Here is a 16,803-nt window from a genome sequence, read left to right as displayed (position 1 = left end):
GCAAACATTTTGATATTTAGTTGTTCTAAATGAGAAATTTTTAACGAAGCTAATATGCTATTTCACCCTTCAAATTGATTAGAGAATTAATTCAATTGGTATTAAATACAATACCGAGCAAACAAACTTGCGACGGTTGCAGCGGTTGGTTTGCCATGTTGCCAATCTCCACCTTCAACACCGCTACCTGCAATATCCATATGTACATACGGAATTGGCAACTCTGCATTACAACCATGCTTGTCTAAACCACCAACAATTGCCAAAAATGCCATTGGGAATTGGTGACCACGAGCGGTAACCGCCGATGGAGCGTTGTTGCTCGATAGCACATCATCCGCAAGGGTGCGTGGTTTTATAAAGTCATAGTCTTCGCGTCGACTACGCGATACTTCCGCGCAATCAGCCCACAGTTCGCCCATATCTGCAATCTTGCGAGATACTTGCGCTGCTCGTGCAGGACCATTCTCAACGTAAGCACTGTAAGGACCCATAGCGCGCGCCGCATGACCTGTCAGTGTTGCAACCGTAAAGATCTCAGGGTTTTTCTCACCCAGAGCTAAGTCTTTCGCTTCGCTGAGTAAATCCCCCATCGCCAAGCGACCTTCCGCATCGGTGTTACCAATACGAACGCGAACCCCTTCCCTGCTCTCAATGATTTCATCCGGCACGAAACAGTCAGAACCAATCGAGTTACGAACCACGGCAAGGTAAGCAATAACCTTAACGCCTTTTGGCTGATACTTGGCAACCGCTTCCATAAACCCAACCACTGAAGCCGCACCACCTTTATCACGGCTCATGCCCGCCATAAAACCACCCACTTTAAGGTCGGCACCGCCGGTATCGTAAACAAGACCTTTACCAACAAAAATAAGAGTACGCTCAACATCACCTTCAGGCTCGTATGCCATTTTTACAACACGAGGGTGATGGCGTTCAACGGCGTAAGAAGCACGCGCCACCGTGCTTAAAAGTGGATACTGCTCATCCATAATTTTACGATCCGCGATAACCTCAACGTTTACCGCTGAACCTTGGAACAGCTCAACACAGTAGTCAGCAAAACGAGGCGGTGCCATGCGCTCTGGTTCTGTACCACACAGATCACGCGCAGCATATTGGCCTGCAGCGATTGCGCTTAGTTGATCACAGCATTGTGATGACGCTTCAAAAACATAAATCGCTTCGATTGGTTCAATCACTTCGCCACGGTACTCACGTGCTTCTAATGGCTGCCATAAGCCTTGGCAAGCACCCAAAAAGCTGACTGCACGCGCATGTTCGTAACGATCATCAGCAGGCACATTTACAACAGCAAGCACAGGTTTTACCGCACCAGCCGCTTTCGCTTCTAAAATACCAGCTTTTGCCGCTTCAAAGTAACGGCGAACGTCATCGTAATCTCTATCGAGTGGTCCGGTTGGCGCAATCACCAAACGCTTGCCAGGTACTTTGTCTGAAACAAGCAGGCTTGCCTTTTGCGCAATGCGCGCATCCACAGCTAAAAATGGCGCAGCAACTTCATCAAGCTGTGCACTGCCGAGGTTTTGGATATCATGAGTAACAACAACGATAGCATCTGCATCGCTTTCAAATAGGGTGTTACAAGGTAATGCGATTGGAAAAGACATAAAAACGGCCCTTTTCTATATTAGAATTAGGGCCGACTATAGGTGATTTGTGGTCAAGTTCCAAGGGAACTACGACATATCACGGGCTTCATCTGGTTTCGCTTTGGTTTTGCTGATCACAGACCAAGCTTCTAACATGACTAAAATACTGACCACCAGCACGATAACGTCAAGCACAACCAACAACCAATTGCCTTTTTGATAGTATTCACCTAGCTTGATCACACCAGCAAAAAACGCCATTACCAGTACAAACACCATAGGGATCAAGGTGTACTTAGCAGGACGACCTAGTTTGATAAGGTATACTGAGATAACCAACAAAGTTAAGCTTGCCAAGATTTGGTTGGTAGAGCCAAACAAGGGCCAGATCACCATTCCACCGCTACCTGAAGCACCACCAGCACCGAATGCAAGTAACAAGCAGCACCCTACAGCAAATAAAGTTGCAACAATACCGTTATTGAGTAGTTTGATATTATAAATTTCACCCCACTCTTGAATAATATAACGCTGAAGTCTAACGCCAGAATCCATAGTGGTGCCTGCAAAAAGTACAACCATAACGGCAAGTAAGGTTGATGCGATTTCAACTGGTAGTCCCCAACCTGTGCTGATAAGATTTGAGCCACCGTTAATAAAGGCTGATACGCTGCCAGCACCAAGATGACTATAAATTTCGTGCCACTCTTCTGGCGATACTGCGAGCATCACACCACTCACGGCGACCAACGTAATAAGTGCTAATGAGCCTTCACCAACTGCACCTAAGTAACCGACAAAACGGCCGTCTTTTTCTTTGTCTAGTTGTTTAGAACTCGTTCCCGACGAAACAATACCGTGGAAACCAGATACCGCACCACAGGCAATCGTTACGAATAATAGCGGGATAATACTTGGGGTATTCTCCACTGTTTGGGTATTAAACGCAGGCGCGGTGATATCTGGCATCACTACAAATACCGCACCGTATAATAAAACCAAACCAACCAGTAACTGCATACCATTAATAAAATCACGAGGTTGTAATAGCATCCAAACTGGCAGCAATGACGCCACGGCAGCATAGATAAACAAAATGATGATCCAATTAGCTTTGTCACTTAGGCCGAACATTTCGGTTGGTAAGGTAATCGGCATACTACTGCCCATATAAATGGTCGCGTAGAGCACAATAACCCCGATAATACAGAGCGGTACTAGCGGCACTTTTCGTTTAAGCAATTGACCGATGATAAGTGCCACGACAATAGCAGACCAAGCAGGGAATACCGCATTTGGGTTGCCCACGAAGGAGTTTGCGATCACCACGCCGAATACTGCATTCACCATGAGCAGTACAAGGAAGACCACAATCATAAACAATGAACGCGTGCGCTTGCCAATTACGCTTTCAGACAACGCGCCCATCGACTTACCTTTATGGCGAGCACTTGCCCATAGCGCCCCCATATCATGGACACCCGCAAAAAATATGGTACCGAATACAACCCAAAGCACTGCTGGCACCCAGCCCCAATAAACAGCGATAGCAGGTCCCACAATGGGCGCAGCACCTGCGACTGAAGTAAAGTGATGCCCCCACAATACCACTTTGTTAGTGGGAACATAATCTACGCCATCCTCAAGTTCATGAGCCGGCGTGACAAAGTTGTCATCCATTTTAAATATTTTTTCAGCAATAAATTTGGAATAGACAAACCATCCAAATAACATCCCTATGATGCCGAAGAGTACGATCATTATGGATTGCATAATGCTTACCTCTTGTTGTTGTTTTAATTACACGCAGTTGGCGTGATTAGTTTGTTGCACGACAACTTCGAAGCTAGCACAAATTAAACTAATTGCAGTTATCTTTTAGTCTAGGTAGGTCTGAATTAGCCATCAAAAAGCCCTAGTTGAGCTTGTGTGTTAGATTTTTCATTTAGCCCTAAGTGCAAGCCCACGAGACGCACGGGTTTAAACTTTTGCCGTGACATTGCTTCAATCAATAGCTCTTCGAAAACGGGCAAGTCAATATGCTGGTATTGGCATTCTTTGGTGGTTTGGGTGAAATCGTAAAACTTCACTTTAACACCAAGCTTATTAAAGCCGCGCTGTAAATAAGGCTGTGCTCGGCGAGTCAGTTCAGGTAATAACTTTTCTTTTATGACTTGTTTTAAGGTATTAAGGTCGAGCGTGTCTTCTGCAAATGTGGTTTCAACCCCTATCGATTTACGCACTCTGTCGGTCTCAACTCGGCGCTCATCAATACCTTGACAACGCCGCCATAATACAGCGCCAAACTTGCCAAATGACTGGCGTAACTGAGTTTCAGACAGTGCCTTAATATCTCGGCCATACTCAAGTCCCATGGCTAGCAAACGTTGTTGAGTCACTTTACCTACGCCCGGAATTTTTTTAAGAGGTAACACATCAATAAAAGCGCTCACTTGGTGAGGCGGAATAACACACTGACCATTAGGCTTGTTTTCATCGCTGGCAATTTTGGCTAAAAACTTGATTGGCGCAATTCCCGCTGAAGCCGTAAGGCCCGTTTCAGCAAATATATCCGCTCGGATCTGCTCGGCGATAAGCGTTGCACTGCCATTACATTGCTGGCACTCAGTGACATCTAGATAAGCTTCATCTAAAGACAGTGGCTCAATTAGCTCAGTATAGCGGGCAAAAATAGCGCGAATTTGTTGCGATATTGCCTTATAGACCTCCATTCTCCCAGGTACAATCACCAGCTGAGGGCAAAGTTTTTTCGCTTGATAATTCGACATGGCCGAGCGCACGCCATATTGCCGAGCAATATAGTTAGCCGTGGATAGCACCCCGCGATGGCTACGACCACCAATCGCCATGGGCACCTTTGCAAGCTCGGGGTTGTCGCGCATTTCTACTGATGCATAGAACGCGTCCATATCAATATGAATAAATTTACGCACGTTAAAAAAAAGCACTGTCTAAATAAACAGTGTTTATTATGTGCTAATTTTCCAACTGTTGCAATCTTGAACATAGGCCTTAGTGTTCTAGGCTATACTTGTGTGGATGTCTGTTGCAACTTGTGCTGCAAAACAGAGATAATGACCAAAATATCAAAGTAATTCAAAGTGCTTAACTACTTTGCTTTACTCTAAATTCATTAGTTTTCAATCAGGAGCCTGCATGAAGTACTCACGACTTGGTAGTAGCCCATTAGAAGTTTCGCGCATTTGTTTAGGAAGCATGACTTGGGGCGTACAAAACAACCAGCATGATGCCGACGAGCAAATCAATTATGCACTAAGCCGTGGTATTAACTTCATTGATACCGCTGAAATGTATGCGGTCCCTCCCTCACCTGAAACCTACGGTAAAACCGAAGCCATCATTGGTAATTGGCTAAAGCGCCACCAAGAAAAGCGCAAAAAACTTGTACTTGCCACAAAGATTGCGGGAAGCGGTTTGCCTTGGATCCGTGAAGGCGGCCCAATTACGGGACAATCAGTGATCCAAGCGGTGGACGATTCGTTAGCGCGCCTGAATACCGACTATATTGACCTTTACCAACTACATTGGCCAAACCGTACTTCACCGCACTTTGGTAAACAATGGCCTGGCATGGTTCCTCTGACTGCACTTGACCGCGACGAAGAGCGCGCTGGCATGCTAGATATTTTAGAAGGCTTAGCGAGCTGTATTCAAGCAGGTAAAATTCGCCATTGGGGTCTTTCTGATGATACACCTTGGGGCATTCACACTTACCTTAATTTGGCGATGCAGCACAACCTACCTAAGCCGGTTTCAATTCAAAATGAGTTTAGCTTGCTACATGCCAAAGATTGGCCTTACTTGATTGAGACTTGTGTAAACGAAGATATTGCCTATTTACCTTGGTCGCCATTAGCTGGGGGAATGCTGAGCGGTAAGTATTTAGGGGGCGCAAGACCTGAAGGCAGCCGCTTTACCTTAGTGCAAAGACAGGGCCTATTTAGGGACACACAACTGGCACAAGAAGCCGTTGCAAAATATCTAGAAATCGCCAAAGAATTTAATATGACTGCAGCGCAACTGGCGCTAGCTTGGTGCAATCAAGTCGATGGCGTGACTTCAACTATTATCGGCGCGACAACCATGGCGCAGCTTAAAGAAAATATCCAAGCGTTTGAACAGCCACTATGTGCAGAGTCTTTAGCCGAGATTGATACGGTATTTAAAGCGTACCCAGCTCCGTTTTAATACCTTCATTCGCGATACGCCGCTTTTACGCTGGTGTATCGCATGTAAACCCATTCTTGTCACCTAAATTGAAGTTAAAACCCCCATGCAAAGCTTAAATAACACCCCAGTCATTCCGCTTCAAGGCAGCTGCTTTACCAGAAAAACCACTCGCGCTATTGTTCTTAGAGGCAACGACATTCTTATGCTTTACACCAAACGTTATGATGATTACACCTTGCCAGGTGGCGGCGTCGACGAGGGTGAAAGCTTAGAAGCAGCATTGGAGCGCGAGCTAAAAGAAGAAACGGGTGCAGTATCCATCACAGGTTTGACGCCGTTTGGCTGCTATGAAGAGTACCGCCCTTGGTATAAACCCGATCATGACAATGTGCATATTATTTCTTATTGCTACGTTTGTGAGATCTGTGGCGAATTTGATGCGCCAGCGATGGAGGATTATGAACACGCCAATGGTATGAAGCCGGTGTGGATCAACATAAACCAAGCCATCGCGCATAACAAAGCAAAACTCAATGATGCAAGTAACCAAGGGATGTCCGTTTTACGTGAACTCACCTTGCTAAAACATATTTCCGCGCAATTAGTCACAGATTAATTTGCCTATTGAGGGAACAATTAAGTCTTTATTAAGCTCTAACTCCGCATGACTCAAGGATTTAATAAGAATAATGCGGCGGCTCCAACACAACCTGATTAGTTTCACCATTATCGCCTCTATTGTGCTGCATCTACTGCTCGGTTGGTATCTGCAGCAAAGTATTTATATTCCCTCAAAGCCTTTAGAAATTAAGGCAATGAAAACTTATTTGGTTATTGAGCCTGCCAAGCCCAAGATTGAGCGTATTGAGACACCAGCGATAACTGAAGATAAGCCAGTAGAGGAGTTAAAACCGACGCTGCCGGACGATACGGTTGAAGTACTAAAAACTGCGCAAACGGAACCAAAAAAGCCTGCGGTTGAAAGTACAACAAAGCACATAACCAAAGCAGCGATCGTCACGCAACCTAAAAAACTAGATCATCGCAAAGCAATCTCTCAATTTCGTCAGCAACTTTTAGAACGCACTCCGAGTGACGCTGTACTCAGCCAAAACCAAGAAAAGCCACAGCGGCTCACCGTGCCTAAAACGCATCAAACCACCGCTGCGAGCATGCAAAGGGAGCAACTCGAGTCTACGCCTCAATACACAGTCTACCGTGAAAATGGCCTGTGTTACGCTGAAGTTAGGCCCGATCCGAGCATTCCTACACCGGAAGGATTAAGTAATAACTGGCGTACTCCACCTCGCCCTTGCGATGGCGGTGCCATTAAAAAAGCCTATGATGCCGCGATGAGTAAATGGCTAAACAAACGCTAATCTTGCTATCATAAAGCAAATTTATAGCTATGAGTCCGTTATGGAAAAAGTCACCATTTTAGTCGACGCCCAGAATGTTTATTACACTACCAAGCAAGCCTACCAAACAGGCTTTGACTACAATGCGTTTTGGCGCAAAGCAACGGCTAATCGCGAGGTATATCAAGCCATTGCCTATTCCAGCGAACGAGGTGACGATAAACAAAGACAGTTTCAAAATATCCTGCGAGCAATTGGCTTTGAGGTGAAGTTAAAGCCTTATATTCAACGTGCCGATGGCTCGGCGAAATGTGATTGGGATGTTGGCATTACCATTGATGCCATGGAGTGTGCGTCTGGATCCGATGTAATTATTCTAGTAACTGGCGATGGTGATTTTGATTTACTCGCAAGTAAACTCAGAGATAAATACCATACCCGAGTTGAAGTTTACGGCGTGCCGCAGCTTACCGCTGCTTCTTTGATCCGTGCTGCCAGTGAGTTTATACCAATCGAAAACGAGTTATTAATTGGCAAGAAATAAACAAGCAAAGCCCCTTTGATAGAAGGAGCTTTGCTTGTTTGACGAATTTGTCATTTTTGCTAGCTTAGCCGCGCAATAAACGCGTTTTAATCCGATAAGTAATATTCCACGCTCGTCACGACACGCACAATTTTTATCTGTGGCGTATTACTGTCTCTGTCGCGAATACTAAATTGTCCTTGCCTTGCCGATTTTATTTTGCCAAGCACAGAGTCAGAATCTTTAGCAAATTTTACCGCCACTTCTCGTGCTTTTTGTGTGGCTTCTTGCACCATTTCAGGCTTAATATCATTAAGACCAGTAAACAAATATTCAACCCGATTTTGGTAGTCGTCTTTGGTGATCGCAATACCTTGTTTGGCCAGTTCACTTAACTGCCCAAGTGCTTGCGATACTTTATCTGGATTATTGGAGTACACAGTCACACCGGCTTTCGCTACGTAGCGAAACCCTTGATTGTTTTGACCGTACTCTTGGGCGTACTTATCTGTAATAGAAGGCGCTGATATGGACAGCTCTGATGCATCAAAGCCTTGCAAGGTCAAAAACGCACGTATAGCTGCATTTTTCTTTTCCGTGCGCTCTACCAAAGCTTCCAGATCGTTATCTGCATCACGGTAAAATACGGGCCAAATCACCGTGTCTGCTGTTACTTCCTTTTCCGATAACCCTTTTACACTTACCGTCCGTTCCATTCCCTTCACTTCTAGAATGGTCGATTTTACCATCCAGCCACTTACTATCACCGCCAGTGATAGCAAAGCCGCAGGAGCCAAATATTTAGTCATAGTAGACATATCTTGTCCTCAACGTTTCGCCTCAGTCATGGTTTCCAAACAATTATAATGGGGATAGATCAAAGTCTACCTTAATTGCACTCGAAAACTGCGAGCAAAATGGTAGAGTGTTTCGTATGAGCTGTGGCTGAACTAGGAAACAGTATGAGCGTAAAGCGTATTAGCCAATTTTTTAACCCCCAATCCATCGCGGTGATTGGTGCCTCTAATCATCCTGATCGCGCTGGCTTTATCGTAATGCGCAACTTGCTACAAGGCGGCTTTAAAGGGCCCATTATGCCCGTTAGTCCAAAACATACCGCCGTACATGGGGTGCTTGCCTACAGTGCCATCGAACAGTTACCCAAAGTCCCTGATCTCGCCGTTATTTGTACCAATAAACAAACCTTAGTGCAAATCATCAATGAGCTTGGTGATATTGGCTGTCAACATGCAATCATCATCGCAGCAGGTCTTGATAATCAGCACAAACAACAATTAAAAGAAGCTGCCAAAATAGCTAAGGTCACTTTACTTGGTCCTAATTGCCTCGGTTTACTTATTCCTCACTTGGGTATTAATGCCAGTTTTTCTCATACAGTTGCCGCCCCCGGTAAGCTTGCATTTATTTCACAATCGGCGGCGGTATGTTCAACCATACTGGACTGGGCACAACATAAAAAAATCGGCTTCTCTTACTTTGTTTCTGTTGGGGATTGCCTTGATATCGATTTCGACGAACTACTTGATTTCCTTGGACGGGATCCAAAAACCCAAGCTATTTTGCTTTACATTGATAATATCGACGATGTTAGGCGCTTTATCTCCGCAGCTCGGGCCGCTGCTTTTAGCAAACCTGTCATCGCCATAAAAACAGGAAAAACCAAGGCAGGTGCAATCGCTGCGCTGAATCACACTGGCGGTAATACCTCCGATGACGCAGTTTATGATGCCATGTTCCAGCGAGCTGGCATGCTGAGAGTAAGCGATCTTAGGGAGCTCTTTGCTGCCACTCAAACCCTTGCTTTACATCCCAAACTGCTGCAAGTAGAACAGCTGACCATTTTAACCAATGGCGGAGGCCCTGGGATCATGGCAGTGGATACCTTACTACAGAACTCAGGCAAACTGGCAGTACTAAGCGAGCAAACCAAACAAGCGCTCAGCGCCTTGATCCCACAAACGGATCATGCTTGTAATCCAATAGATATTTATGGTGATTCCTCACCGAAACGTTACCAACAAGCACTAGAGATTTTATTAAAAGCTGACGAAGTCAAAAACTTATTGATAATTCATACTCCTTCAGCACTTGCGCCAAGTACCGCTTATGCTGAGATCATTGCACAGACCCTAGCCAAAATTCCAAAAATGGCACGCCCTTATGTGATGACAAACTTTATGGGCGAAAAAGCAGCATACGCCGCAAGGCTCGTATGCGCAAACGCTAAGATCCCAACTTATCGCACCCCAGAAGGTGCCGTTGGCGCGTTTATGCACTTGGTGAGCTACCGTCGAAACCAGAAGCACCTTACGCAAACACCAGAGTCCTACAGTGACGAAGGCCAGCTGCAACACGTGCAAAGCAAACGCTTAATTAATGACTTTTTAAACTCTGGTGCCAATAAACTCGCGACCCATTTAGCATCTCAGGTGCTGGCTAATTACGATATAGAATGTATAGAGACGCAAATCGCACTCACCCCCTCAGAAGCAAAAGAACAAGCTCAGCAGCTTGGTTTTCCCATTGCACTCAAACTGATAAGTCATGACATTCCTTCTAAATCGGAAGTGGGTGGGGTTGTACTCAACCTCAACGATGCCGAAGAGGTAGAACAAACTGCATTTTCGATGTTACTACGGATCCGTGAGGCGGCCCCTGAAGCTGAAATAGAAGGCTTCTCTTTACAACGTATGGCAAAACGCGCAGGAGGACAAGAATTACGGATCGCGGTAAAAACCGAACCTGGTGTTGGCCCTGTTATTTTACTGGGTGAAGCGGGCACCGGACTTAATTTCTCGCAAGCTGCGGTAGCATTGCCACCACTGAATATGAACCTTGCAAAATACCTGATTGCAGCCGCCCATGATAAAGGCTTTATCAAAGAGCGAGCACTACCTGAAAAGGTCGATAAATACCGCCTGTGCGCCCTACTCACTCGTGTCTCTCAAATGGTAGTCGACCAACCCGATATCATTGATATGGAGCTCAATCCTATTTTGGCCTGCTCAGGTCAGTTCCAAGTGCTCGACGCCAGTATTACGCTAAGGCGATACGAGCCGGTATCTGGACGTAAACGCTTAGCCATCCGACCTTACCCTCGAGAGTTGGTAAAATCCGTGACATTAAAGGATGGTCGCCCTGCAACCTTAAGACCTATTCGTCCTGAGGATGAAAGAGCACACCAAGAGTTTGACCAGTCTTTAAGTAAAGAAGATAGATACCGCCGTTTTTTTGGTGAGCTGCCACAATTTAATCATGAACAGCTCGCAAAAATGACGCAAATTGATTACGACAGAGAAATGGCGTTTATTGTCACGGTCCCTAACAAGTCCAGCTATCAAACGCTTGGAGTATCACGCGTACTGATGGATCCCGATAACCAAGTGGCTGAATTTGCCGTAGTGGTGCGCTCAGATTGCCAAGGACTTGGGCTTGGACGCATACTCATGGAAGCTGCTATAAAACACTGTCGTAAACAAGGCGTGCAAAGTATAGAAGGGATCACCCTCCCAGAAAACAGCGGTATGATAGGACTTGCCAAAAAGCTTGGGTTTACCGTATCTCGAGATTTTGAGGAAGGCACCATTCAGATGGTGTTAAACTTAAACTAAATACAAAAAAAGATAAGGGATGTTGGCAACTTGATGCAACTTCACATCAGAGAAAAAACGGCTGCGGTACTTGAGGCCACAGGAAAATATCGTAAGCTTGGTCGCGCAGTCGACATCTTCCTTATTACCCTGATTTTAACCAATGTCGTTGCTATCGTGTTGGAATCTGAGCGCGATTTAGCAAAGGTATACCATCATTACTTTCTCACCCTGGAGCTAGTCAGTGTAGCTATCTTTGCCGTCGAATACTTACTGAGATTTTGGTGCTGTGTCGATAAGCTTGATTATCGTCACTTGGATATACCCAATTGGAAAAAACGCCTAAAGTATCTGATATCGCCGCTGGCAATCATTGATCTCATTGCTATTTTGCCTACCATATTGATGGCCTTTATCACTTTTGATCTGCGCTTTTTGCGTGTTATCCGATTACTTAGGATCTTTAAGCTAACACGCTACTCTCGGGCCATGCAATTGCTGCTCGCAGCATTTAAAGAAGAGTCGAGCTCACTGCTTGCCGCCTTTTTTATTATGAGTGTGGTGCTAATCATGGCCTCTTGCGGGATTTATCTTATTGAACACGATGTACAACCGGATAAATTTGGTTCTATTCCTAAAGCTATGTGGTGGGCGATGGCCACTCTAACTACCGTGGGTTACGGCGATGTAGTGCCAATCACCCCACTCGGGCAATTCTTTGGTGGTCTTATCACTTTACTCAGTATGGGCATGGTCGCAATCCCTACAGGTCTTTTGGCCTCAAGCTTTGCCGACCAAATGCGCAAACGTCGAGATGCATTCAACGAGGCTGTGCTGCATGCATTAGTCGATGGCGATGTCGATAAAAGCGAAAGAGCCCATCTAGAAGCGCTACGAATTGAACTTGGTTTAAGTCAATTGGAAGCAAACCAAGCGATTAAACTAATGAGTAGTCAACGTGTCCATCATATGTACTGTCGTCACTGTGGCAAAAAGCTGTAACCAAAGAGGCTACAGCGATTTTTCAGTGAGTAATTGCGCTACTTGTTCGCCACTAATCGCCGAGCTGAAACGGTAACCTTGATAATAATCAACTTGCTCGGCTTTGATACGTTGATACTGGAGGTCGTTTTCCACTCCTTCTGCAACACATTTTAGTCCTAATCCATGGGCTAAATTCACGCATGAGCGGATAATTAAATAGCTTTCTGGATCTTCTGCAATTTGTTGCACAAAGCTTTTATCTATCTTGATGACATCAATAGGCAATTGTTGCAGATAAGTCAAAGAGGCGTACCCCGTCCCAAAGTCATCCATATAGATACGACAGCCCAGAGCTTTAATTTCTTGCATCACTTTCACCGCGCTATCAACGTTAGATAGCAAAGCGGTTTCCGTTATCTCAAAAGCCACTGAATGACCTGACACTTTACTGCGACTCAGAGCTTGCCGAATATTATCGACTAAGCTTGTAGATTCAAAATCAATGGCTGACAGATTAATAGATATATATAAATCGCGCTCAATGGTTTGCCAGTGTCTCAATTCAACTAATGCCCGAGAAAGGGTTTGTAAGGTAAGCTCGGTCACTACACCAGCATGTTCAGCTGCGAGCGCATACTCCTGAGCGCAAAACTCACTATTTTCAGGCCACCGTAATAACGCTTCAAAGCCAAGCAAGGTATCGCTTTGTACATCGACAATAGGCTGATAGTGATTACTAAATTCACCATTTTTTAGCGCTCGCATAAGTGCTTGTTCGACTTCTCGCGAACGCCTGACCTTGCCATTCATCTCTTCGCGGAAAAACTGATAACTAGAAATTTGTTGCACATTGACATGCTCAAGTGCCGCCTTTGCCGCTTGATTAAGCTCAAAAGCGTCGGACGCATCATCGGGGTACATTGCAATTCCTATCGCCGGTTGCATCAGTACAGTATGTCCAGCAGCCTCCAAAGGAGTGCTAAATGAGTGAATTAAACACTCTACATATTGATGCACCTTTTCAGGGTTGTCGAGATGCTCCATCAACACATAAAACGACTTATCATGCCCCGTAGCTAAACTATCGAGTTCACGAAAACAACAGCGTAACTTTGTTGCAAGCAGTGGAAGCAGCTCGGCCACAAAGTCTGCACCATAAATATCGTATAAATTCTGTAGGCGATTGAACTTGATCACCAACAGCGCAAAATGTGACTCTTGAGCCTGCGACTGCTTGATAGCATGCTGCACTCTATCCATCAATAACGCTTTATTCGGCAACTTCGTCTGTAAATCGTAGTTAGCCAGCTGATATAGCTCTTTCTCAGTACGCTTTTGCTGGCTAATATCGGTTAGCACCACGACATAACTGTATAGTTCACCATCACCGTTTGCCACTGCACTAATCTTAATCAATACGTCTCTTTCGTCACCATTAGGCAGACTAACGACTTCCTCAGAACTCAAGTGCTGATGTACTGCCAACGCCAATGTTTGACGTAAATACATCATCCGCTTTTGTCTCGACATCCCAAGTTTCACCGCAGTGCTTGATGACGGTATAGACTCAAGATTAAAGGCATTTTGCATCGCTCGATTACAAGCCTGAATCCGTAGTCTTTTGTCTAAGATCATTACCCAGTCACGGGTCTGCTCAAACGCTGCCCCAAATAATGCGGCTCGCTCTTCAAATAAACGCTCACGCGTTAAGTTGGTATAGGTGCCTGCTACTTGTATTGGATTACCTTCATCCCACTCAAGTACCTTGCCAAAATCCTTATACCAACGCCACTGACCTTTGCTGTCTTTTAATCGATAAGTACAGTCGATAAAGCCTTTATTCGTTGTGACGAACTCAAGCCACTGCAAGCGGAACATGCCTCTATCCGAGGGATGTATCTTTTGCAGGTAATCGTCCAAGCCAACGCTCTCGAGCTCGTAATCGAGCTCCGTAACTAATCGCGGCTGATAGATTAAGGTACTACCCGCATGCCACTCCCATACGCCGGAGTTACTTCCCTCTAGCGCCATTTTCAACCTAGCTTCTCGGTCTTGTGTTTCCTTATGAGCGGCAAGAATAAGTTGCTCAACACGATACTTTCGATAGCTCCAAAGAGACAGTAGTAAGAGCGTAAGAAACACATAGCCAGCAATCGCAATAGGTGAGCGCCATGCGGGATAGTTTACATTAATGGTTAATTTTGCAGGCGGTGTATAATCTCCCGTTAATGGGTCTTTGGCCCACACTTTTAACGCATATTCACCAGGATTAAGTTTAGGAAATACCACACGATTTTGATTGCGGCTCAAAATCTTCTGACCACCGGATATTTGATACTCATAAATGATCCGATCCTGATAGCTAAATGCCATTGCAGAGAATGACACTTCGAGTCCTATATCGTCATGTTCAAGTTCGATATGATCAAATTGCTTTAATCCGGCTTTTTGATTTGGCCGAGAAATTAAATCCACGCTGGTGATGTTAACATGATCAAGTAAAGGTTTTTTAGGCCGATTGTCATCGGGAGAAAACACCACAAATCCTTTTAACATACCATACGCAATGCGGCCGTCTTCCAACATCACCGAAGCACCACCGTTAAATTCATTAGAAAGTATGCCATCCTCGGTGGTGAATTGTTGTAAGTGCAAATTATCCGGATCTAGACGCCAAATGCCCTTGTGAGATGACATCCAAATCATTCCTTCTTTGTCTTGGCGCATTTCGTACATTAAGGTATCTATTTTATGGGCTTTTAGATCAATGTTATAAATTGGCTCATAACCATCTAACGTCAGACCAATCAAACCAAACGATGATAACGACAACCACAAGATATTATTTTTATCTATGGTATAGGTCGTGATATCGACCGCTAAATGCTTATTTGCTTTTGGTGCTTTATAGATCTCAGTTAGCGTTTCTGATTGCGGATCATATTGCAGCAATACGCCAGCATAGTAGTAAAGGGGTTTAAGCGGTTCGTTTGGAAGTGGTGGGTAGAAGCCATAAGTAAGAAACGGATCGACGTTTTCAAATGACTTCGTCAGGTGTGTCAGCTCTGCTGTATTAATATCATAAACGAACATTCCAACGTCACTATTGACGAAATAAAACTTACCATCAGCTAACAACTCCCCTCCTTTCACAAAGGATGTTAGTATCTCTTTATCTTCTGGATTATTAGCCTTGGGTCTTGTCACTTCATGAGTAATAGGATCAAAGACAAACAACCCTTTTACAGTCGTGAGCCAAAGCTTATTGTTATATTCCGCAATCTTCCAGATAATGAACTCTGAGAGAATTTCGTCGCCCAGATAACCCTTTAGAAACTGTTTGGTCTCTCTGGTTTTTAGATTGTATCGCGTTAGGCCGTCATTTGTTGCCAGCCACAAGAACTGATTAGATTCATGCATTGCCCAGACATTACTGTGAGAAAACCCCTCACCTTCAACGGTAAGATCGCTAACATTATCAAACGCCAGCGTGCTGTCTGGTAAGTAAAATGCACCATCTTCTTTGGTCGCAACCCAAAATCCGCCATAGTTGTCTTTGACAATATCAATAACACTGGTATTTGATGGCAAAAATACGCTTGTAGACAAGCGTTTATCACGAACCGCATTACCATCTTCAATCGTGTAATAAACAAGGCCTTTATCGGTACCAAGCAGCAAGGTGTGTTCATCGTGCCTAAGCATTTTCCATATATTTAGCTCAGGAAGCAGCGTTTTAAACGGTACCTCTGCGTCAAAATCTTTTAGTAATTGAGAAATATCTAGCTCGTACATCCCCTGAACCGCCCCCACGAGCAAGGTATCTTGGTCTAAAATAAATAGTGATTTAGTATTTGTTTGATAGGGATGCTCAATCGGAGCTAGGTGTTCAAGGGGTCTTAGTTTTTTCGTTGTTAAATGATATGCAAACAAGCGCTCTGAAGTGGCGATAAACAAGATGTTTTGATGTTGATAAACTGCGCGTATAAAACCGCTTTCTTCATTTAGCGGTAAAGTTACTTCACTCTCAAGTTTGCCTGTATGAATATTGAGGATAGCAACATCACTGGTACGTACAACCCACATGTGGTCATCATCTTTGGTCAAGATGATATTAACCAAATTGGAATAAAACTCGTCCTCTGTGGAGGGGGGCTCTATGTACTTTCGATACTCGTCTTTCACGGGGTCGTATCGCAATAGTCCTGCAATCCCTGTGGTGATCCAAATTCCCCCAAGGTTATCCTGATAAATATAATTTACTTGCACTTTATCAAGCACGCCATCTGGTCCATTCACGTCCAGCACTTGATAACCGTCGTAACGATTAAGTCCACCTTCGGTAGAAAGCCATAAATAGCCCTGCTCATCTATGAGCAACGTATTTACATAACTTTGTGATAATCCTTCCGCTGGTGAAAGTCGAGAAATTTGTGCAGCATTAACCAATGCAGTAAATAGGCAAATGCAAAATATAAAACACAGGCGAAACATAAAAA

Annotated in this window: 11 protein-coding genes; 6 read left to right on the top strand and 5 right to left on the bottom strand. The window is 44.6% G+C overall.

The features are described 5' to 3' along the window. Positions 1 to 101: 101 nt before the first annotated feature. From CWC03_RS18065 to dinB, 3 genes are all read right to left on the bottom strand, one after another. Positions 102 to 1,634: a M17 family metallopeptidase gene (locus CWC03_RS18065; RefSeq protein ID WP_138583064.1), complete on the bottom strand. Its 1,533-nt coding sequence runs from the start codon at positions 1,632 to 1,634 to the stop codon at positions 102 to 104. Positions 1,635 to 1,703: 69 nt separating this feature from the next. Then, the gene (locus CWC03_RS18060) at positions 1,704 to 3,389 is read right to left on the bottom strand and encodes a carbon starvation CstA family protein (protein ID WP_128726701.1); all 1,686 of its coding nucleotides are present in this window, start codon (positions 3,387 to 3,389) and stop codon (positions 1,704 to 1,706) included. Between the two features lie 125 nt (positions 3,390 to 3,514). Beyond that, the gene (dinB, locus tag CWC03_RS18055; protein ID WP_138583063.1) at positions 3,515 to 4,570 is read right to left on the bottom strand and encodes a DNA polymerase IV; all 1,056 of its coding nucleotides are present in this window, start codon (positions 4,568 to 4,570) and stop codon (positions 3,515 to 3,517) included. Positions 4,571 to 4,793: 223 nt separating this feature from the next. On the opposite strand from dinB, the gene CWC03_RS18050 reads away from it, so the two are divergent. The 4 genes from CWC03_RS18050 (at position 4,794) to CWC03_RS18035 (ending at position 7,730) form a co-directional block, all read left to right on the top strand. Continuing rightward, positions 4,794 to 5,846 (top strand): aldo/keto reductase, encoded by a 1,053-nt coding sequence (locus CWC03_RS18050; RefSeq protein ID WP_138583062.1) that lies wholly within the window; start codon positions 4,794 to 4,796, stop codon positions 5,844 to 5,846. Between the two features lie 85 nt (positions 5,847 to 5,931). Further along, entirely contained in the window at positions 5,932 to 6,444 is a 513-nt protein-coding gene (locus CWC03_RS18045) for an NUDIX hydrolase (RefSeq protein ID WP_138583061.1), read from the top strand. A gap of 73 nt (positions 6,445 to 6,517) precedes the next feature. After that, positions 6,518 to 7,207: a hypothetical protein gene (locus tag CWC03_RS18040; protein ID WP_138583060.1), complete on the top strand. Its 690-nt coding sequence runs from the start codon at positions 6,518 to 6,520 to the stop codon at positions 7,205 to 7,207. A gap of 40 nt (positions 7,208 to 7,247) precedes the next feature. Continuing rightward, complete coding sequence (locus CWC03_RS18035) at positions 7,248 to 7,730, top strand: LabA-like NYN domain-containing protein (RefSeq protein WP_128726705.1); 483 nt, start codon at positions 7,248 to 7,250, stop codon at positions 7,728 to 7,730. A gap of 86 nt (positions 7,731 to 7,816) precedes the next feature. Here the strand turns inward: CWC03_RS18035 and CWC03_RS18030 are convergent, their stop codons facing one another. Then, entirely contained in the window at positions 7,817 to 8,527 is a 711-nt protein-coding gene (locus tag CWC03_RS18030) for an SIMPL domain-containing protein (protein ID WP_138583059.1), read from the bottom strand. A 144-nt stretch (positions 8,528 to 8,671) separates the two neighbouring features. Here CWC03_RS18030 and CWC03_RS18025 point away from each other — a divergent pair, with 144 nt between their 5' ends. Next, a complete protein-coding gene (locus CWC03_RS18025) occupies positions 8,672 to 11,341 on the top strand; it encodes a bifunctional acetate--CoA ligase family protein/GNAT family N-acetyltransferase (RefSeq protein ID WP_138583058.1) in 2,670 nt (889 codons plus the stop codon). Positions 11,342 to 11,374: 33 nt separating this feature from the next. After that, a complete protein-coding gene (locus CWC03_RS18020; RefSeq protein ID WP_138583057.1) occupies positions 11,375 to 12,322 on the top strand; it encodes an ion transporter in 948 nt (315 codons plus the stop codon). Positions 12,323 to 12,331: 9 nt separating this feature from the next. Here CWC03_RS18020 and CWC03_RS18015 read toward each other — a convergent pair whose 3' ends face one another. Continuing rightward, the gene (locus tag CWC03_RS18015) at positions 12,332 to 16,798 is read right to left on the bottom strand and encodes an EAL domain-containing protein (protein WP_502705374.1); all 4,467 of its coding nucleotides are present in this window, start codon (positions 16,796 to 16,798) and stop codon (positions 12,332 to 12,334) included. Positions 16,799 to 16,803 lie beyond the last annotated feature (5 nt).

This window comes from Pseudoalteromonas sp. S2755 (assembly GCF_005886535.1).
Lineage (GTDB): Bacteria > Pseudomonadota > Gammaproteobacteria > Enterobacterales > Alteromonadaceae > Pseudoalteromonas.
This window is presented reverse-complemented; position numbering and strand designations above follow the sequence as displayed.

Coding starts and splice junctions, on each gene's coding strand:
- CWC03_RS18065 (WP_138583064.1), bottom strand. CDS start 1,634: ATGTCTTTTCCAATCGCATTACCTTGTAACACCCTATTTGAAAGCGAT.
- CWC03_RS18060 (WP_128726701.1), bottom strand. CDS start 3,389: ATGCAATCCATAATGATCGTACTCTTCGGCATCATAGGGATGTTATTT.
- CWC03_RS18050 (WP_138583062.1), top strand. CDS start 4,794: ATGAAGTACTCACGACTTGGTAGTAGCCCATTAGAAGTTTCGCGCATT.
- CWC03_RS18045 (WP_138583061.1), top strand. CDS start 5,932: ATGCAAAGCTTAAATAACACCCCAGTCATTCCGCTTCAAGGCAGCTGC.
- CWC03_RS18040 (WP_138583060.1), top strand. CDS start 6,518: ATGCGGCGGCTCCAACACAACCTGATTAGTTTCACCATTATCGCCTCT.
- CWC03_RS18035 (WP_128726705.1), top strand. CDS start 7,248: ATGGAAAAAGTCACCATTTTAGTCGACGCCCAGAATGTTTATTACACT.
- CWC03_RS18030 (WP_138583059.1), bottom strand. CDS start 8,527: ATGTCTACTATGACTAAATATTTGGCTCCTGCGGCTTTGCTATCACTG.
- CWC03_RS18025 (WP_138583058.1), top strand. CDS start 8,672: ATGAGCGTAAAGCGTATTAGCCAATTTTTTAACCCCCAATCCATCGCG.
- CWC03_RS18020 (WP_138583057.1), top strand. CDS start 11,375: ATGCAACTTCACATCAGAGAAAAAACGGCTGCGGTACTTGAGGCCACA.
- CWC03_RS18015 (WP_502705374.1), bottom strand. CDS start 16,798: ATGTTTCGCCTGTGTTTTATATTTTGCATTTGCCTATTTACTGCATTG.